We start from the raw sequence: 18,558 nt of genomic DNA, 5'->3' as shown, positions 1-18,558 counted from the left end.
TCCACCTCATTCTGCGACGCCGTCACTCGGCGTCCATCGTGTCGTTCGTTCATTCGGGCAGCTCCAGGCCCGCTGCCGCGAAGTCCGCGCGCAGCTGGGCGATCTCGTCGTCGGTGGCGTTCACGAGCGGGGGTCGCACCGGGCCGGCCGGCAGGCCCAGCGACGCCAGGCCCGCCTTCACCAGGATGGTGCCCTGGGTGCGGAAGATGCCGGTGAACAGCGGCAGCAGCCGCCGGTGCAGGGCCAGCGCGGTGAGCATGTCCCCCGCGTCGTACGCCTCGATCATCTGTGCGGTCAGCGCCCCGGTGAAGTGCGTCGAGGTGCCGACCACGCCCACGGATCCGACGGCCAGCGCCGGCAGGGTGAGGGCGTCCTCGCCGCTGTAGAAGGCGAGGTCGGTGCGGCTGGTGACCCAGCTGGTGGCGGTCAGGTCGCCCTTGGCGTCCTTGACCGCGACGATCCGGCCGTGTTCGGCGAGCCGGACCAGCGTCTCGGTGTCAATCGGCACGCCGGAGCGGTGCGGAATGTCGTACAGCATCACCGGCAGGCCGGTGGCGTCGGCCACCGCGGTGAAGTGTCGCAGCAACCCGCTCTGCGGCGGCTTGTTGTAGTACGGGGTGACCACCAGCAGGCCGTGCGCGCCCGCCTTCTCGGCGGCGGCGGCCAGCTCGATGGTGTGTCGGGTGTCGTTGGTGCCGACGCCGGCGATCACTCTGGCGCGGTCACCGACGGCCTCCACCACGGCCCGGATCAGCTGTTCCTTCTCCGCGTCGGTGGTGGTCGGCGACTCGCCGGTGGTGCCGTTGACCACCAGCGCGTCGTTGCCCTGCTCGTCGACCAGGTGGTTCGCCAGCCGGGCGGCACCGTCGAGATCGAGGGAGCCGTCTGGGGTGAACGGGCTCACCATGGCGGTGAGCAGCCGGCCGAAGGGGCGGGACGCCGGTCGGGCCGCGGCGTCGAGGTGGTCGTGCGTCATACCCTCCAACCTAGCGGACGACCAGCCGAGGCCCGCCGGGGAAGGGCTCAGGACGCCTCGTGCGGGCTGGCCGCCACTTCGGTGCCGTCCGGCAGCGTGGAGATCACGAAGTCGGCGAACACGTTCGGGGCGACGCCCTGGAGCTGGCGTAGGCACTCCACGGCCAGCTCACGGATCTCCACATCGGCGTGCTCGGTGGCCCGCATCGCGATGAAGTGCCGCCAGGCCCGGTAGTTGCCGGTGACCACGATCCGGGTCTCGGTGGCGTTGGGCAGCACCGCCCGGGCCGCCTGCCGGGCCTGCTTGCGGCGCAGCGTCGGGTTGGGCTCGTCGGAGAAGCGCTGCTCAAGGCCCTCCAGCAGCTCGGTGTACGCCCGAACGCTGGCCTCGGCGGCCTCCACGAACTTCTTGTGCAGCTCCGGGTCGTCGGCGATGACCGCCGGCTCGACCATGGCCGCGTCCCGCTCGGGGACGTAGCGCTGGGACAGCTGGGAGTACGAGAAGTGCCGGTGCCGGATCAGCTCGTGGGTGAAGGAGCGGGACACCCCGGTGAAGTAGAAGGTGACCGACCCGTGCTCCAGCACGCTCAGGTGGCCCACCTCGAGGATGTGCGCCAGGTAGCCGGCGTTGGTGGCGGTCGCCGGGTTCGGCTTCTTCCAGGACTGGTAGCAGGCCCGGCCGGCGAATTCGGCGAGCGCCTGGCCACCCTCCGCGTCGGTCGACCACGGCACGTCGTCCGGGGCCGCGAATTGGGTCCACGCGATCAACTTGACCTGGGGCTGCACCATGTCCGGCATTCCTGGGACTGTAGTGGCGCAGCGCCTCCCGGCCCAACTCAGGCACGCCCCCTGCAATGTCGATCACTCAGACAGCGGCGGAGCCGACGACGACAGCGCCGGAGCCGACGACGCCCCGGGACGTGGGCGGGTCCGAGGGCGCGGGTGTGCGGCCGCTGGCGGGGTGATCGACTCGGGTTCCTGGAGGTGGGGGTGTCCGGGTCCCCTGGATGGCCCGATTTCCTGAAGCCCGAGTCGATCATGGCCCGCGAAGCGGCGCATCGGTCGGACGACAGGTTAGACGGAGAGCGAGTCAGACGTAGAGCGAGGTGAACGGCGCCCAGGGCAGGTTGCGCAGGACCGAGAAGGCCAGCCACGCGGCCAGGAAACCGCCGATGACCTTCGAGCTGATCCGCAGCTCGGGCAGTCGCCAACCGAACGCCTGGCTGCCCGCCCACGCCACGAAGAGGTACGCGAGGAACGGCAGCGCGAAGACGAACAGGAAATGGTGCCGGGCGGCGGCCGGCAGGTCGCCGTGCAGCACGTACCAGAGGGCGCGGGTGCCGCCGCAGCCTGGGCAGTCCAGCCCGGTGGTCAGCTTGAGCAGACAGGTGGGCGCGGCATCCGGGTCGGCGTGGGTCGGGTTGCTGAGCAGCGCGTAGCTCATGCCGACGGCGACGCAGCCAACCGCCGCCAGCGGCACCGCCCAGCGCGGGGACCGTTCATAGAGTCGCAGCACGAACCGGGTGAGCCGGTCCGGCTCGGGAGCCGCGTAGCCACCGGGCGGGGTCGTCGGCCAGCCCTCCGGACCAGCACCGGGACCGAAGCCGCCACGGCCCACGTCGCCGGGACCGAAGCCACCGGAAACCGAGCCGCCGGGACCGAAGCCGCCGGGACTCACGTCGCCGGGCGCCCCGTCGGTCGCCGCCGTGTGGACCGCCCCGGGGGAGGGCTGTGGCGGGTCGACCGGTCCGGGAGTGCTCGTCACGCGCCTCACGGTACACCGGACACGCCGGCCAACGCGGCGGTGAGCGGACCGGCCAGGTCGCCGGCCGGCGGCGGTGCCACCGAGTCCAGGCCGAGCCAGCCGGCGAGCCGGTACAGCTCGGCGGCGAGCGCCACCGCCGTCTCCCCCGGGTCGGCGCCCGGCTCGAGCCAGGCGGCCGGGACCAGCAGCACCCCGGCCTTGCGATCGGCCTTGAGATCGACCCGGGCGGTGAACCGGTCGCCCTGCAGGAACGGCAGCACGTAGTAGCCGTAGACCCGCTGGGGTGCCGGCACGTAGATCTCGATGCGGTAGCTGAAGTCGAACAGACGCTCGGTGCGGGCGCGTTCCCAGATCAGCGGGTCGAATGGGCTCACCAGGGTGTTGCCCCGCACCCAGCGGGGCAGTCGTGCCGACGCGTGCAGCCACGCCGGCTGACGCCAGCCCGCCACGGTGACCGGCACCAACTCACCGGCCTCGGCCAGCTCGGCGACGGCCTGCCGGGCACCGGCCAGCGGCAGCCGGAAGTAGTCACGCAGCTCCGGCTCGGCGGCCACCCCCAGCGACCGCGCCGCGAGGGACACCAGCGCGCGGTACGCCTCGGCGTCCGTCGGGGTGGGCGCGGCCAGCACCGCTGCGGGCAGCACCCGCTCGGGCAGGTCGTAGCGACGGGCGAAGGAGCTGCTGCGCTCGGCGGCGGTCACCTCCCCGGCCCAGAAGAGGAACTCCAGCGCCCGCTTGACCGCCGACCAGTTCCACCCCCAGTTGCCGGTTTCCCGGGGCGCATCGTGCTCGATCTCGGCGGCGGTCAGCGGCCCTCGGGCGGCCACCTCGTCGCGGACCCAGGCGACCAGCTCCGGCTGCTCCTGAGCGATCCGCCGCATGCCGCCCCAGGATTCGCTGTGCGCGCGGGCCATCCGCCAGCGCAGCAGCGGGTGCAGCTCGACCGGCACCAGCGACGCCTCGTGGCCCCAGTATTCGAACAGCTCACGCGGGCGCCGGTAGGCGGCCTGGTCGAGAAGCGTGGTCGGGTAGGGCCCGAGCCGGCTGTAGAGCGGCAGGTAGTGCGCGCGTTGCAGCACGTTGACCGAGTCCATCTGGATCAACCCGACCCGGCTGAGGACCCGACGCAGGTGCCGGCGGGTGGGCACCCCGGCCGGCGCCGGGTCGGCGAAGCCCTGGGCGGCGAGCGCCACCCGCCGGGCCTGGGCGAGCGAGAGTGATTCCGGTGCGGTCATCGTCGGCGACCCTAATTCATCGGTACGACGCCGGTGCGGGAAGCTGGACGTGACGGCCAACGAGGCATAGAACGGTGCAATGCTGACCATCCGTCGGGAGGAGCCGGACGACGCCGAGGCGGTCGCCCGGGTGCACGTGCATGGCTGGCAGGCGGGCTATGCCGGCTTCATGCCGGACGAGGTGCTCGGGCGGCTCAACGTGGTGGCCTGGGCGCAGCGCCGTCGCGACGTCGGCACCGCCGATCCGGAGCACCCGTTCACCACCCTGCTGGGCGAGGTGGACGGGTTGGTCGTCGGCTTCACCACCTTCGGACCGTACCGCCGCAACCAGGACCGGGACGACCTGGACCCGACGGTCGGCGAGGTGCTGGCGCTCTACGTGGAGCCGACGTGCTGGGGTGACGGGACCGCCGCCGCCCTGCTGGACGCCGCCCGCGCCGGTCTCACCGAGCGGGGCTGGACCGGGTACCGGGCGTGGGTGCTGGCAGATAACCGGCGGGCCCGCCGGTTCTGCGAGCGCGCGGGCCTGTCACCGGACGGTGAGCGGTCGACCTACCAGGTGCCGCTGGCCGGCGAACGCCCCCCGGTCGGGCTGGTCGAGCTGCGGTACACCGGACGCCTCCACGGCTGACCCTCCCGGGGTCAGCCACCGGCGGATCGGCAGGAAGGCCAGCAGCGCCAGACTGATCCACACGTAGGCGTTGCTGCCCAGGAAGCCGTCGACGCCGGTGAAGTCCTTCTCCCAGAACCACACGGTCCGGCTGATCAGCAGCGCGTACCCGATGGTCGCGGCGACCAGCAGGACCCGCCGTCGGCGGCCGGCCGGCGCGGCCATCGCGTTGTCGACCAGCAGGATCAACGCGGGCAGCAGCCAGACCAGGTGGTGCACCCAGGTGACCGGGCTGACCAGGCACATCACCGCGCCGGTCAGCGCCAGGCCGGTCGCCTCGTCGCCGACCGCGACGGCGGCCCGGGACCGCCAGGCCCACAGCGCCAGGGTGCCGAGCACCAGCACAAGCCACAGCAGGGTGTTCGGGTGTTCCGGGTCGAGCCGGGCGACCACCCCGCGCAGCGACTGGTTGGAGACGAAGGCCAGCTCGCCCACCCGACCGGTGTTCCACAACGCCTCGGTCCAGAACTCCCGGGAGGCGTCCGGGAAGAGCGCGCCGGCCAGCAGCGACACGCCCGCCGCCGTGCCGCTGGCCGTGAGCGCCGCCCGCCACCGCCCGGTCACCAGCAGGTAGACGATGAAGACGCCCGGGGTCAGTTTGATCGCCGTGGCGAGGCCGATACCGACTCCGGTCCACCGGCTGCCGGTCGGCAGCAGCCGCAGCAGATCCACCGCCACCAGGAAGAGCAGCAACGTGTTGACCTGGCCGAAGTTGACCGTCTCCCGCATCGGCTCGAACGCGGCCGCCAGGCAGAGCGCCACGGCGAGGGCGAACCACCGGGTCCAGCCGGCACGGCGGGCGATCGGGTCGACCAGCCACCAGATCAGTACCGTCGTGGTGGCCACGCTGGCGAGCACGCTCACCACGATCGCGGCCGACCACGGCAGGTACGCCATCGGCAGCATGACCAGCGCGGCGAACGGTGGATAGGTGAAGCCGTACTGGGTGCCCGGCTTGAGGTAGTCGTAAATCTCCCCGCCGTCGTGCACCCAGAAGGTCAACGCGCCGTAGTAGACCTTCAGGTCGAAGAACCCGTGCCGGACGGCCGCGACGGCGAGGAACCCGGTGACCGCCGCGGCGAGCACCACCACCCCGACGACCTGCGCGGTCGTCCTGTTGGCACCCTGCGCCACCGTCGTCTCCCTCGCCCTGCGTAGGCTTCCGTCCCATGGCTCTCGGGTACGTCCGCCCGGCGCGTCCCGAGGACGCCGGCGAGATCGCACGCATCCAGCTCGCGACCTGGCGGGTCGCGTACCGCCGGATCCTGCCTCGGCATGTACTCGACAACCTGGACGAGGCTTTCCTCGCCCGGCGGTGGAGCGCCGCCGTGCAGGAGCCGCCCTCCGGCGCGCACCGGGTGCTGGTCGCCGTCGAACAGGCCGAGCAATCGTATCTGGTGGGGTTCGCCGCGTCCGGCCCGGCCGACGGCGAGGCCCTGGCCCCGGGCGAGCCGGCCGACGCTCTCGGCCCGGACGTGGCGGCCGTGACCGACCTGCTGGTCGAGCCGCGTTGGGGGCGGCGGGGGCACGGCAGTCGACTGCTCGCCGCCGCCGTCGACCTCTGGCGGGAGGACGGCCTGAGCCGGGCGGTGGCCTGGGCGTTCGAGGGTGACGAGGCGACCCGCACGTTCCTCACCAGCACCGGGTGGGAGCCTGACGGCGCGGCCCGCGCGCTCGACGTCGACGACATGTTGGTGCCGCAGGTGCGCCTGCACGTGGCCGTCCCGAGCGAGAAGGTCGAGTGAGCCGGTGTGGCGGCCCCGGAGTCGTGGCCCCCACACCGACCCGGGTCAGCCCTTGTCCGAGCCGTCGTTGGCGTCGCGGACGAAGTACCGCTGGAACACCACGAAGATGATCGCCACCGGGATGGTGGCCAGCAGCGCGGCGCCGAGCTTGAGCGGGTACTGGGTGCCGCTGCCGAGTGAACCGCTGACCAGGTCGGCCAGGCCCCGCGGCAGGGTGAACAGGTTCGGGTCCTGCACCGACACCAGGCTGTGCGGGAACTCGTTCCAGGAGCCCTGGAACGACAGGATGGTGAGGGTGATCAGCGCCGGCTTCGCCATCGGCAGCACCACCGACCAGAAGGTGCGGAAGATGCTCGCCCCGTCGATCCGGGCGGCCTCCTCGACACTGACCGGGATCGACTCGAAGAACTGCTTCATGATGAACACGCCCGCCGCGTCGGCCAGCAGCGGCACCACCAGACCGGCGTAGCTGTTGTAGATGCCGAGCTGGTTGAGCACCAGGAACTTCGGGATCAGCAGCACCACCCCGGGCACCGCGATGACCGCGATGACGGCGGCGAACAGCCCGCCGCGCCCCCGGAACCGCAGTCGGGCCAGCGCGTACCCGGCGAGCGAGTCGAAGAACACCCGCCCGATGGTGACCAGCACCGTCACCAGCAGCGAGTTGCCCAGCCACAGGGGGAAGTTGGTGCCGGCGAAGATCCGCTCGAAGCCGTCCAGCGTGAGCGGGTCCGGGAACGGCGACAGTGGGTTCGCCGCCGCGTCGGGCTCGGATTTGAGCGCGTTGCCGATCTGGATGACGAACGGGTAGAGGAACACCAGCCCGAAGAAGACCAGCGTGGCGTACCCCAGGAAGCGGGTGACCAGGGTGCGGACCGCGCGCTCGTCGCGCCGCGCGGGCGCCGCCGCCGGGCGGTCGGTGAGCACGGCCATCTCAGGACCTCTCCGGTACGCGTCGACGCCACCAGCCGCGGCGCGGCCGGTCGGTGTCCCGCTCGGCCAGCGCCCGGCGCTGGATCAGCGTGAGCACGATGATGATCAGGAACAGCACGAAGGAGATCGCCGCGCCGGAGCCGTAGTCGAAGTCCCGGAAGGCGGTCCGGTACGACAGGTAGGCCGGGGTGAGCGTGGTCTTGGCCGGGTCGCCCTGGCTCATCACGTACACCTGGTCGAAGACCTGCCAGGAGCCGATCGTGCCGAGGGTGAGCACCAGGAACGTGGTGGGCCGGAGCATCGGCAGGGTGACGTGGCGGAGACGCTGCCACCGGGACGCGCCGTCCAGCGTGCTCGCCTCGTCCAGCGTGACCGGCACGTTCTGCAGCCCGGCCAGGAACATCAGCATGAAGGTGCCGGAGGTGGTCCAGATGACCAGCGTGATGATCGAGATCATCGCGACGCTGGGGCCGGCCAGCCAGTCCCACCAGGTCAGCCCGAACGGGCCGCCGTCGGTCAGTACCGCCGGCGGCGAGTCGACGCCGACCACGCCGAACAGCAGGTGCAGCACGCCCCGGGAGTCGGCGAACCACTCCGGGCCGTCGATCCCGACGAAGCCGAGCAGCGCGTTCACCGCGCCGGAGTTGGCGAAGAGGAACAGGAACACCACGCTGATCGCGACGGAGCTGGTGACCGAGGGGAAGTAGAAGGCACTGCGGAAGAAGCTCTTGCCCTTGAGCATCCGGTTGTTGACGACGAGGGCCAGTCCGAGCGCGAGCAGGGTCTGCGCCGGTACCACGATCGCCACGTAGTAGATGTTGTTGCGGATGCTGGTCATGAAGTCGCGGCGGGCCAGCCCGTCCTCGGTGAACAACTGGGTGTAGTTGTGTGCGCCGACGAACGGGACGTCGCCGGTGAAGGGGTTGCCCTGGCCGTTCCAGTCGGTCAGGCTGACCCAGAGCGCCATCAGGATCGGCAGTAGCAGGAACAGCCCCAGGATGACGATCACCGGCGCGACGAAGAGCCAGCCGGCGAGGTTCTCGTTGCTGCGGATGCCACCCCGGCGGGGTCTTCCCCCGGCCGCGGTCGCCACGGCAGTCAGTGTCTCGGTTGCCATCTCCCCTCCCTCCCTCTCTCGGGCCGAAGGTGACGCAGGGCCCCGGCGGTCGCCGGAGCCCTGCCATCACCTCAGCTGCCGCCGAGCGCTGCCTTGGCGTTCTTGTCGAAGTTCTGCAGCACGGCCTTGGGGTCGCCGTTGGTCAGGCTCTGCAGGCCGGTGTCGAGGTCCTTGAGGACGCTGTCCATCTTCGGGGCGTTCACCGGGCCCTGGGCGTACGCGACGCCGTCGATGAACACCTTGTCCGCCGGGAAGGCCGCGCTGTACTGGTCGCGTACCGACTGGCGCGACGGCATGACACCGAACGCCGTGGCGAAGGCCATCTGCTGCTCGCCGCTGGTCATCGCCTCGACGAACTTGATGGCCTGGTCCTTGTACTTGCTCTTCGCGGCGATACCCCAGCACTGGGTGAAGGAGAGCGTGCCCGGCCCCTTCGGGCCGGCCGGCAGTGCCACGACCTTGTACTTCACGTTCGGGAAGTCGTTCTGCAGGGCGCCCTTGATCCAGTTGCCCTCGATGGTCATCACGGCCTTGCCCTTGCCGAACGCCTCACCCGACCAGCCGGCGTCGAGCTGCTTCGGGTACTTGGCCAGCCCGGTCGTGAGCATCGTCTTGACGTACTGGAGGGCGGCCAGGTTCTCCGGGGTGTCCGCGGTGGGCTGCTTGCCGTCCTTGCTGAGCAGCCAGCCGCCGTTCTGCACCAGGAAGGCGCCGATCCGGTCCCGGGTGTCGCCGAGGGCCAGCGGGACCTGCCCCTTGGCCTTGATCTTCTGCGCGGCGGCGGTGAGCTGGTCCCAGGTGGCCGGGATGTCGGCGTCGGTCAGCCCGGCCTTGGCCCACAGGTCGGTGTTGATCTGCAGGGCCAGCGTGGAGAAGTCCTTGGGCGCGCAGTAGAGCTTGCCGTCGTATGTGAACGTGGTGCGCAGGCTCTCGTAGAAGTCACCCGAGTTGCTGATCTTGTCGCCGTACGGCTCCAGGGCGCCGACGCTGGCGTAGTCGGCGAACCGGGCCGCGTCCACGTAGAAGACGTCCGGCGGGGTGCCGCCGGCGAGGCCCTGACCGAGCTGCTGGGTGAGGTCCTGCGCCGGGGTGACCGTGGCGGTGTTGCCGGAGCTGCTGGCCCACTTCGCGGCGGCGTCCTGCACCGCCTTGGTCTCGGCCTCGCCGGACGAGCCGATCAGGATCTGCAGGCTGGCCGGGCCGCTGGACTGGGCCGTGTCGCCGGACGAGTCGTCGAAGCCGCTGCCGCAGGCCGCGGAGCCGAGGAGAGCGACGGCGGCGAGGCCGGCCACCGCTGCGCGGGTGAGGGTTCGAGGTGCCATGGTTTCTCCTGGTGGGGGGTGTGACTACGCGGTGTGCCGCAGGGCCAGCGAGGGCTGGAGCAGCACGGGGGTGGGCGTCTCGTGGTTGCCGTCGAGGACCCCGGTGAGCAGGTCCACACAGCGGGCGGCAGCCTCGCCGAGCGGTTGGCTGACGCTGGTCAGCCCGACCGCCGCGGCCACCGGCGTGTCATCGAAGCCGATCACCGACACGGGCGGGTCGACGTCGCGGATCGCTTGCAGGGCGCCGAGGGCGAGTGAGTCGCTGGCGCAGACCACGGCGCTCGGCGCCACGTCGACGAGCAGGTCGCGCATCAGCCGTTCGCCCTCGGCGATGCCGTCCTCGGTGTCCCGGTGCAGCCCGGTCGGGTCGACGCCGGCCGCGTGCAGCGCGTCGCGCCAACCGGCACGCCGGTCGTCGCCGACGCCGGAGCCGACCGGCCAGCCGATGAACGCGATCCGTCGGTGGCCGGCGTCCAGCAGGTGTCGGGTGGCCTGGGCGGTGCCGGCGGCACCATCCACATCCACCCAGGGGTGCGCGTCGAGCGCGTCCCACGGGCGGCCGAAGGTCACGAACGGCACGTCCCGGCCGGCGAGCCATTCGGTACGCGGGTCGCCGTACTTGGTGCCGACCAGCACGAACGCGTCCAGCTCGTACGTGCCGAGCAGGTCACCGTAGGTGGCGATCTCCCGCTCGTCGTCGGTGGCGGTGTAGAGCAGCACCCGGTAGCCGGCGGCATCGGCGGTCTCGGTGAGGCCGTGCAGGAAACGGTCCAGCACCGAGCCGTTGATGCCGTCGCGGGTCGGTTCGATCCGGGCGGCGATGAGGCGGGACCGGCCGGTGCGCATCTGCCGGGCGGCCTGGTTGGCCCGGTAGCCGAGCGCGTTGATCGCGTCCTCGACCCGCTGGCGAGTCTCCTGCCGCACGATGTGCGGGGCGTTGAGCACGTTGGACACCGTCTGCCGGCTCACTCGGGCGTGCCGGGCCACCGTCGCGATGGTCACCTTTTCGGCCACTTAATCCCTCTCGCCATCTTGAACGATCCAATTTGGATAAGGCAGGATTAGATCGTTCAAGTTTCTGGAATGTTTCGCACTTTGCACCGCCAGGGGCGCGTTGTCAAGATGTCCGCCCCGCACCCCGAGGATCTGGAGCCACACCGTGATCGAACGCCAGCTGCAACCCCTCCTGCACGAGTTGGTCGGGGTGCTCTTCGCCCCGACCAGCGCGCTGGGGGACGCGACCGGGCAGATCCGCCCGACCGGCGTCCAGGGCGTCTTCCACGCCGACGCCCGGGTGCTCTCCCGCGCCGAGCTGCGGGTCGACGAGCGGGAGCTCGAAGGGCTGACCCGCGGCGACGACGGCCCGCACGGCGCACACTTCGTGGGCCTCGCCCGCTGGCTCGGCGACCCCACGCCCGACCCCACCGTCCGCGTCGACCGGGTCCGCCGGGCCACCCGCAACGGCCTCACCGAGGAGCTGCGGATCGTCTCCACCGCCACCATCGGCGTACGGGCCACCGTCACCATCGACCTCGGCTGCGACCTGGCACCCATTGAGGTCGTCAAGTCCGGTGGCGCCACCGCGCCGCTGGAAGCCAAGGCCGGCCAGCCGGGCGTACTCACCTGGGCGGCCGACGGGATCGCGGTCACCATCACCGCGCCAGACGCCGACGTGTTCGCCACCGGCGAGCGGGCCACCGCACCCCGGCTGGCCTGGCCGCTCGACCTGCCCCCGGGCGGCGCGACCGTGCTGCGCTGGCAGGTGACCGTCGAAGACCCGCGCGCCGTCGTCGTCGGCCCGGCCGGCGAGCCGGAGTGGTCCCGACCCGAGGTGACCGCCGACGACCGCCGCCTGATCCGACTGCTCGACCGCAGCCTGAACGATCTGCGCGGCCTCCGGCTGGCCGAAACCGACGCGCCCGCAGACGTGTTCCTCGGGGCCGGGGTGCCCTGGTTCCTCACCCTGTTCGGCCGGGACAGCCTCTGGGCCGCCCGGATGATGCTGCCTCTCGGCACCGACCTGGCCGCCGGCACCCTGCGCGCGCTCGCCCGCCGGCAGGGCACCCGGATCGACCCGACCACCGGCGAGGCCCCCGGCAAGATCCTGCACGAGCTGCGCCGCCACGAACTCGCGTTGCCCGGCAACGGGCTCCGGCTGCCACCGGCGTACTACGGCACCGTCGACGCCACCATGCTCTGGGTCAACCTGCTGCACGACGCGTGGCGCTGGGGAATGCCCGCCGAGCAGATCGAGCCGCTACTGCCGCACCTGGAGGCGGCGCTGCGCTGGCTCGGCGACCACGCCGACCCGGACGGCGACGGCCTGGTCGAGTACATCGACACCACCGGGCACGGACTGTCCAATCAGGGCTGGAAGGACTCCGGTGACGCCGTCCGATTCCACGACGGTTCACTGGCCACCGCGCCGATCGTGCTGGCCGAGGTGCAGGGGTACGCGCACGAGGCGGCGGTGAACGGCGCCAACCTGCTGGACGCCTTCGGCCGACCGGGCGCCGACCGCTGGCGCGAGCACGCCGCCGGGTTGGTCCGCCGGTTCCGGGACAGCTTCTGGGTCGACGGTCGCCACGGCCCGCAACCCGCGCTCGCCCTCGACCGGGACAAACGACCCGTCGATTCGCTGACCAGCAACATCGGCCACCTGCTCGGCACCGGCCTGCTCGACCGCGACGAGGAGACCCAGGTCGCGTACCTGCTGACCACCGATGCCCTCGCCGGCGGGTTCGGGCTGCGCACCATGGCCACCGACGACGCCGGCTTCAGCCCGCTGTCGTACCACTGCGGTTCGATCTGGACCCACGACACCGCGATCGTGCTCGGTGGACTGGCCCGCGCCGGGCATCGCGAGGCCGCGCTCGGCCTGACCGAGGGGCTGCTCGCCGCGGCCGAGGCGTTCGACTACCGGATGCCGGAGCTGTACGGAGGCGACGACCGGTCGCTGGTGAATCGTCCGGTGCCGTACCCGGCCGCGTGCCGGCCGCAGGCGTGGGCGGCGGCGGGCGCGGTGCTGCTGCTCCAGGCCGCCACCGGGCTCTACCCGGACGTCCCGGGCGGCACGGTCCACCTCACCCCGTTGGCGGGAGCCGAACTGGGTGCCATCACGGTCAACGGCCTTCGCGTGGCCAACACCCCGGTGAACGTCACGGTCAACCGCACCGGCGAAGCCACCGCCACCGGCCTCCCCACCCCGCTGACCCTGACCCCAACCCTCCCGACCCAACGCCGCCCAACAACCCAAACCCTCCCCCACTAACACCAACCCCCGCCCCCACCCACCCTCCCCACCCCACCCCCGCGCCCACCCCGCCCCCACCCCGCCCGTCGATCATGGAGTCGTGGTGGGCAACAGCTCCACATGCGCCCCTTTTGTGAGGCACCACAACTCCATGATCGACGCAGGCCGGCCCCAACGCCCCGGCGATCTTGCAGTTTCGGTTGTCGGGATGGGTGGAATGTTCGTTATGCCGCGACAGAAAGTGCAAGATCGCGGGGGCTCAGGGGGTTCGTTCGGCGACCAGTTCGTCGTCGTCCATCGCACCCGTGGGGTGGAAGCCTAGGGACTCGTAGAGGGCTGCTGCTGGGGTGTTGTCGGGGTGGTACGAGAGGCGGACCGGAGGGTTTCCCGGGCGGGCGGCCAGCCAGGGGGCCAGGGTTTGCACGGTGGCCCGGCCGACGCCCTGGCCCTGCTCGGCTGCGTCGATCAGCATCCCGCCGATCCAGTGCGAGCCGTCGTCGTCCACGCCCCACATGACGTGGCCGACGACGGTCTCGTCGGCGTACACCGCGAGCGAGTTCCACACCTCGGAGCGCATGCTGAGCAGCAGGTACCGCGCGCCCAACGCGGCCACGAACCGGCGCTGGTCGTCGCGCGGGGCGACGTCGGCCACGGCCCGCCAGTTGTCGTCGTCGACCGGCCGCAGCGTGACTCGCCGCCCGGCCCGGTCCAGGTGTCCCGCATCGATCATCCGGCGGATGCTACCGGGGTCGCGAGGCGGTGGAGCGGCCCGCTCAGTCGAGCAGGGCGTCCAGGCCGACGGTGAGGCCGGGGCGGTTGCGGACCGCCCGGACCGCCAGCAGCACGCCCGGCATGAAGGACACCCGGTCGTACGAGTCGTGCCGGATGGTCAACGTCTCGCCGGTGCCGCCGAACAGCACCTCCTGGTGCGCGACCAGACCGGTGGCACGCACCGCGTGCACGCGTACCCCGTCGATCTGGGCACCGCGCGCACCCGGGACCTCGTCCTTGGTGGCGTCCGGCACCGGGCCGAGACCGGCCTCGGCGCGGGCCTGGGCGATCTGCCGGGCGGTGTGGGTCGCGGTGCCACTCGGGGCGTCCAGCTTGCGCGGGTGATGCTGCTCGATGATCTCGACGGACTCGAAGTGTCGGGCGGCTCGTGCGGCGAACTGCATCATCAGCACCGCGCCGATGCCGAAGTTCGGGGCGATGACCACGCCCACCTCGGGCTTGTCGGCCAGCCAGCCGCGCACCTGCTCCAGCCGCTGCTCGGTGAAACCGGTCGTACCGACCACCGCGCTGATGCCCTGCCCGATGCACCACTGGAGGTTGTCCATGACGACGTCCGGCGTGGTGAAGTCGACGACCACCTCGGCGGCGGAGACGGCGGAGCGGCTGTCGCCCTGGTCGATCGCCGCAGCCAGGGCCAGGTCGTCGGCGGCCTCGACGGCCTTGCAGACCTCGACGCCCATCCGGCCACGGGCACCGAACACGCCGACCCGGGTCTTCTCCTGCTCGTCAGTCACGGGGCACAACCTATCCCAATCGGGACGCGCCCCTGCGGCGGGACCGGCAGCGACAGCCCTCAGACCGCGAAGTCGCCCGCGCCGAACGGGCCCACCACGGCCAGCGACATCGGCCGGCTGAGCAGCTCGGCGGCGAGGACGTTGACGTCCTCCACGGTGACCGCGTCGACCCGGCGGAGCAGCTCGTCGACCGGCATCAGGTCGCCGTAGAGCAGCTCACCCTTGGCCAGTCGGCTCATCCGGGAACCGGTGTCCTCCAGGCCGAGTACGAAGGAGCCCTTGCTCATTCCCTTGCCCCGGGCCACCTCGGCCTCGGTCAACCCGTCGGCGGCCACCCGGGCCAGCTCGGCGCGGGTCAGGGCCAGCACCTCGTCCACCTTGCCGGGCGCGCAGCCGGCGTAGACGGCGAACAGGCCGCTGTCGGCGTACTGGCTGGCGTAGGAGTAGACCGAGTAGGCGAGGCCGCGCTGCTCGCGGATCTCCTGGAACAGGCGGCTGGACATGCCGCCGCCGAGCACGTTGTTGAGCACCCCGAGGGCGAAGCGCCGCTCGTCGAGCCGGTCGATGCCGGGGCAGCCGAGGATGACGTGCGCCTGCTCGGTCTCCTTCGGCTCCACCAGCGTGGTCGCCGGCTTGGTGCGTACCGCCGGGGTCGCCGCGCGGTGCGGCGCCGGGCTGGCCGGGTCGCTGTCCAGCGGGGTGCCGCGCACGGCCTGACGGACCAGCTTGACCACGGCGGCGTGGTCGAGGTTGCCGGCGGCGGCGATGACGATCTGCGGCGCGGTGTAGCGACCCCGGTAGAAGCTCTGGATCTGCCGGCGGGTCATCGGGGTGACGGTCTCGGCGGTGCCGGAGATCAGCCGACCCAGCGGGTGATCGCCGTAGACGGCCTGGACGAAGAGGTCGTGCACCTCGTCACCCGGCTCGTCGTCGTGCATGGCGATCTCTTCCAGGATCACGCCACGCTCGGTCTCGACGTCGGCCGGCTCCAACAGTGAGTCGGCCACCAGGTCGCACATCACGTCGATCGCCAGCGGCAGGTCCTCGTCCAGCACGCGGGCGTAGTAGCAGGTGTATTCCTTCGTGGTGAAGGCGTTGGTCTCACCACCCACCGCCTCGATCTGCGAGGAGATCTCCAGTGCGGTGCGCTTGTGGGTGCCCTTGAAGAGCAGGTGCTCGAGGAAGTGCGCGGCACCGGCCTGCGGGCCGGTCTCGTCGCGCGAGCCGACCGCCACCCAGATGCCGAACGAGACGCTGCGCATCGCCGGAATCGCCTCGGTGAGGACGCGCAGGCCGCTGGGCAGCACGGTACGTCGTACCGTGCCACCCAGCGGGTCGTCGCTGAGTGTCCGGGTCACCGCGCGGGCGGTGCCGCCGGAGCGGCCCGCCCCGGCGGCCGGAGACGCAGCCACCCCCCGTCGATCCGGTGGAAACGGCGCGCTGAAGGCCCGACTCACGTGGTGCTCCCGGTTCGACGAGGGGTGGGTGATGCGAGGTACGACGATCAGCTGTGCCGGGTCCGGCGGCGCGGACGCTCGCCGCCCTCGCCACCCTCGCCGCCGCCGTTGCCACCCTCGCCGCCGCGCTCCGGGCCACGACCGCCACGGTCGCCGCCACGCTCACGGTCACCGCGGTCACGCGGGCCCCGGTCGCCCCGGTCCCGACCAGCCGGTCGGTCGCCGCCAGCGGCCTCACCGGCGGCCGGAGCCTCGGAGCCCTCCGGGCGGACCTTGTCGAGGTAGATCTTGCCGCGGGCGTCGATGTCCGCGATCTCGACCTCGACCCGGTCACCGACGTTGAGGAAGTCCTCGACGCGCTCGACCCGCTTGCCGTCGCCCACCTTCGAGATGTGCAGCAGGCCGTCACGGCCCGGCAGCAGCGAGATGAACGCGCCGAACGCGGCGGTCTTGACGACCGTGCCGAGGAACCGCTCGCCCTGCTTCGGCAGCGTCGGGTTGGCGATGCCGTTGATCCGGTCGACGGCCGCCTGGGCCGACGGGCCGTTGGTGGCGCCGACGTAGATGGTGCCGTCGTCCTCGATGGAGATCTCGGCGCCGGTCTCGTCCTGGATCGCGTTGATGGTCTGCCCCTTCGGGCCGATCACCATGCCGATCTTGTCGACCGGGATCTTGACGGTGGTGACCCGCGGCGCGTAGTCGGACATCTCGGCCGGAGCCTCGATCGCCGCCTTCATCACGCCGAGGATGACCTGCCGGGCCTCGTTCGCCTGCTGCAACGCGGCGGCCAGCACGTCCGACGGGATGCCGTTGAGCTTGGTGTCGAGCTGGAGCGCGGTGACGAACTCCGGCGTACCGGCGACCTTGAAGTCCATGTCACCGAACGCGTCCTCGGCACCGAGGATGTCGGTCAGCGTCACGTACTGGGTCTTGCCGTCCACCTCGTCGGAGATGAGCCCCATCGCGATGCCGGCGACCGGCGCCTTCAGCGGGACACCCGCGGAGAGCAGGCCCAGCGTCGAGGCGCAGACCGAACCCATCGAGGTGGAACCGTTGGAGCCGAGCGCCTCGGACACCTGCCGGATGGCGTACGGGAACTCCTCGCGCGACGGCAGCACCGGGATCAGCGCCCGCTCGGCGAGAGCACCGTGGCCGATCTCGCGACGCTTCGGCGAGCCGACCCGGCCGGTCTCACCGGTCGAGTACGGCGGGAAGTTGTAGTTGTGCATGTAGCGCTTGCGGTTCTCCGGGGACAGCGTGTCCACCATCTGCTCCATGCGGAGCATGTTCAGCGTGGTGACGCCCAGGATCTGGGTCTCACCCCGCTCGAACAACGCCGAACCGTGCACCCGGGGCAGCACGCCGACCTCGGCGGTCAGCGCCCGGATGTCGCGCGGGCCACGCCCGTCCATCCGGACCTGCTCGCGCAGCACGCGGTTGCGCACCTCGGACTTGGTCAGCGACCGGAAGGCGGCGCTGAGCTCCTTCTCCCGACCCTCGAACCGAGCGCCCAACTCCTCGGCGACGCGGGCCTTGACCCGGTCCAGGGCCTCCTCGCGGTCGGCCTTGCCGGCGATGGTGATCGCCTCGGCCACGTCGGCGCGGGCCAGCTCGGCGACCGCGTCGTAGACGTCGTCCTGGTAGTCCAGGAAGACCGGGAACTCGGTGACCGGCTTGGCGGCCACCTCGGCCAGCTCGCTCTGCGCGCGGCACAGCTCACGGATCGCCGGCTTGGCGGCCTCCAGGCCGCTGGCGACGATCTCCTCGGTCGGGGCGGTGGCACCGGCCGAGATGAGGGCGACGGCGTTCGGGGTGGCCTCGGCCTCGACCATCATGATCGCGACGTCGCCGTCGTCGAGCGTGCGGCCGGCCACGACCATGTCGAAGGTGGCCCGAGCCAGCTCCTCCAGGGTCGGGAAGGCGACCCACTGGCCGTCGATGTGGGCGACGCGGGTCGCCCCGATCGGGCCGGAGAACGGCAGGCCGGACAGCTTGGTCGACATCGAGGCGGCGTTGATCGCCACGACGTCGTACGGGTGCTGCGGGTCGAGCGCCAGGATGGTCTCGACGACCTGGACCTCGTTGCGCAGGCCCTTGACGAAGGACGGGCGCAGCGGCCGGTCGATCAGCCGGCAGGTGAGGATCGCGTCCTCGCTGGGCCGACCCTCGCGGCGGAAGAACGAGCCGGGGATGCGGCCCGCGGCGTACATCCGCTCCTCGACGTCGACGGTCAGCGGGAAGAAGTCGAACTGCTCCTTCGGGTGCTTACCGGCGGTCGTGGCGGAGAGAACGACCGTCTCGCCCAGCTGGGCGATGACGGAACCGGCGGCCTGGCGGGCCAGCCGGCCGGTGGAGAAGGTGATCTCGCGGGTGCCGAAGGACCCGTTGTCGATCACGGCGGTGCGGGATTCGGTGCCGAGTTTGGTCTCGGTCATGTGCTGTCGTGCTCCTTCGCGTCGTGGGCCCACGACATCGGGGAGCTGCTCAGCCGGCCGGTCTTCGATCGAAGCGCCCGGGTGGCCGGCATGATGCCGGGGTTCCCGGGGGCCACTACCGGAGA

At 71.6% G+C, this 18,558-nt stretch carries 16 protein-coding genes; 3 read left to right on the top strand and 13 right to left on the bottom strand.

All coding sequences use genetic code 11. From position 1 onward, the window contains the following. Positions 1–49: 49 nt before the first annotated feature. The 4 genes from dapA to ACIBF8_RS07440 form a co-directional block, all read right to left on the bottom strand. On the bottom strand, positions 50–976 hold the full coding sequence (gene dapA / locus ACIBF8_RS07455) for a 4-hydroxy-tetrahydrodipicolinate synthase (RefSeq protein WP_396781508.1): 927 nt from the start codon (positions 974–976) through the stop codon (positions 50–52). A 47-nt stretch (positions 977–1,023) separates the two neighbouring features. After that, positions 1,024–1,764: an FAD-dependent thymidylate synthase gene (thyX, locus tag ACIBF8_RS07450; RefSeq protein WP_278153990.1), complete on the bottom strand. Its 741-nt coding sequence runs from the start codon at positions 1,762–1,764 to the stop codon at positions 1,024–1,026. Positions 1,765–2,065: 301 nt separating this feature from the next. Beyond that, positions 2,066–2,593 (bottom strand): DUF2752 domain-containing protein, encoded by a 528-nt coding sequence (locus ACIBF8_RS07445; protein ID WP_396781761.1) that lies wholly within the window; start codon positions 2,591–2,593, stop codon positions 2,066–2,068. Between the two features lie 152 nt (positions 2,594–2,745). Further along, the gene (locus ACIBF8_RS07440) at positions 2,746–3,975 is read right to left on the bottom strand and encodes a winged helix-turn-helix domain-containing protein (RefSeq protein ID WP_396781507.1); all 1,230 of its coding nucleotides are present in this window, start codon (positions 3,973–3,975) and stop codon (positions 2,746–2,748) included. Positions 3,976–4,054: 79 nt separating this feature from the next. On the opposite strand from ACIBF8_RS07440, the gene ACIBF8_RS07435 reads away from it, so the two are divergent. Further along, entirely contained in the window at positions 4,055–4,606 is a 552-nt protein-coding gene (locus ACIBF8_RS07435) for a GNAT family N-acetyltransferase (RefSeq protein ID WP_396781506.1), read from the top strand. On the opposite strand, the gene ACIBF8_RS07430 is transcribed toward ACIBF8_RS07435, so the two are convergent. Then, complete coding sequence (locus ACIBF8_RS07430) at positions 4,505–5,779, bottom strand: glycosyltransferase 87 family protein (protein WP_396781505.1); 1,275 nt, start codon at positions 5,777–5,779, stop codon at positions 4,505–4,507. The two genes, ACIBF8_RS07435 and ACIBF8_RS07430, sit on opposite strands and share 102 nt — an antisense overlap. A gap of 35 nt (positions 5,780–5,814) precedes the next feature. Here ACIBF8_RS07430 and ACIBF8_RS07425 point away from each other — a divergent pair, with 35 nt between their 5' ends. After that, positions 5,815–6,390: a GNAT family N-acetyltransferase gene (locus tag ACIBF8_RS07425; RefSeq protein ID WP_396781504.1), complete on the top strand. Its 576-nt coding sequence runs from the start codon at positions 5,815–5,817 to the stop codon at positions 6,388–6,390. Between the two features lie 45 nt (positions 6,391–6,435). Here ACIBF8_RS07425 and ACIBF8_RS07420 read toward each other — a convergent pair whose 3' ends face one another. The 4 genes from ACIBF8_RS07420 to ACIBF8_RS07405 form a co-directional block, all read right to left on the bottom strand. After that, positions 6,436–7,323, bottom strand: coding sequence for a carbohydrate ABC transporter permease (locus tag ACIBF8_RS07420; protein WP_396781503.1), 888 nt, complete (start codon positions 7,321–7,323; stop codon positions 6,436–6,438). Position 7,324: 1 nt separating this feature from the next. Further along, on the bottom strand, positions 7,325–8,440 hold the full coding sequence (locus ACIBF8_RS07415; protein WP_396781502.1) for a carbohydrate ABC transporter permease: 1,116 nt from the start codon (positions 8,438–8,440) through the stop codon (positions 7,325–7,327). 71 nt (positions 8,441–8,511) lie between these two features. Further along, a complete protein-coding gene (locus tag ACIBF8_RS07410; protein ID WP_396781501.1) occupies positions 8,512–9,762 on the bottom strand; it encodes an extracellular solute-binding protein in 1,251 nt (416 codons plus the stop codon). 24 nt (positions 9,763–9,786) lie between these two features. Further along, positions 9,787–10,764, bottom strand: coding sequence for a LacI family DNA-binding transcriptional regulator (locus ACIBF8_RS07405; protein ID WP_396781500.1), 978 nt, complete (start codon positions 10,762–10,764; stop codon positions 9,787–9,789). 157 nt (positions 10,765–10,921) lie between these two features. Here ACIBF8_RS07405 and ACIBF8_RS07400 point away from each other — a divergent pair, with 157 nt between their 5' ends. After that, positions 10,922–13,033, top strand: a complete 2,112-nt coding sequence (locus ACIBF8_RS07400) for a glycogen debranching N-terminal domain-containing protein (protein WP_396781499.1) — start codon at positions 10,922–10,924, stop codon at positions 13,031–13,033. A gap of 241 nt (positions 13,034–13,274) precedes the next feature. Here the strand turns inward: ACIBF8_RS07400 and ACIBF8_RS07395 are convergent, their stop codons facing one another. The 4 genes from ACIBF8_RS07395 to ACIBF8_RS07380 are packed head-to-tail and all read right to left on the bottom strand — an operon-like array spanning position 13,275 to position 18,433. After that, on the bottom strand, positions 13,275–13,745 hold the full coding sequence (locus tag ACIBF8_RS07395; protein WP_396781498.1) for a GNAT family N-acetyltransferase: 471 nt from the start codon (positions 13,743–13,745) through the stop codon (positions 13,275–13,277). Positions 13,746–13,788: 43 nt separating this feature from the next. Continuing rightward, positions 13,789–14,541 carry a 4-hydroxy-tetrahydrodipicolinate reductase gene (dapB, locus tag ACIBF8_RS07390; protein WP_396781497.1) on the bottom strand — a complete coding sequence of 251 codons (753 nt, stop codon included), beginning with the start codon at positions 14,539–14,541 and terminating at the stop codon, positions 13,789–13,791. A 59-nt stretch (positions 14,542–14,600) separates the two neighbouring features. Further along, positions 14,601–15,998: a M16 family metallopeptidase gene (locus tag ACIBF8_RS07385; protein ID WP_396781496.1), complete on the bottom strand. Its 1,398-nt coding sequence runs from the start codon at positions 15,996–15,998 to the stop codon at positions 14,601–14,603. Positions 15,999–16,045: 47 nt separating this feature from the next. Next, positions 16,046–18,433 carry a polyribonucleotide nucleotidyltransferase gene (locus ACIBF8_RS07380; RefSeq protein WP_396781495.1) on the bottom strand — a complete coding sequence of 796 codons (2,388 nt, stop codon included), beginning with the start codon at positions 18,431–18,433 and terminating at the stop codon, positions 16,046–16,048. Positions 18,434–18,558: the final 125 nt, after the last annotated feature.

Origin of the sequence: Micromonospora sp. NPDC050276 (genome assembly GCF_044459545.1) — a bacterium.
Classification (GTDB): Bacteria; Actinomycetota; Actinomycetes; order Mycobacteriales; family Micromonosporaceae; genus Micromonospora.
The sequence above is the reverse complement of the archived record's forward strand: the minus strand, read 5'-3'. Positions and strand labels throughout refer to the sequence as shown.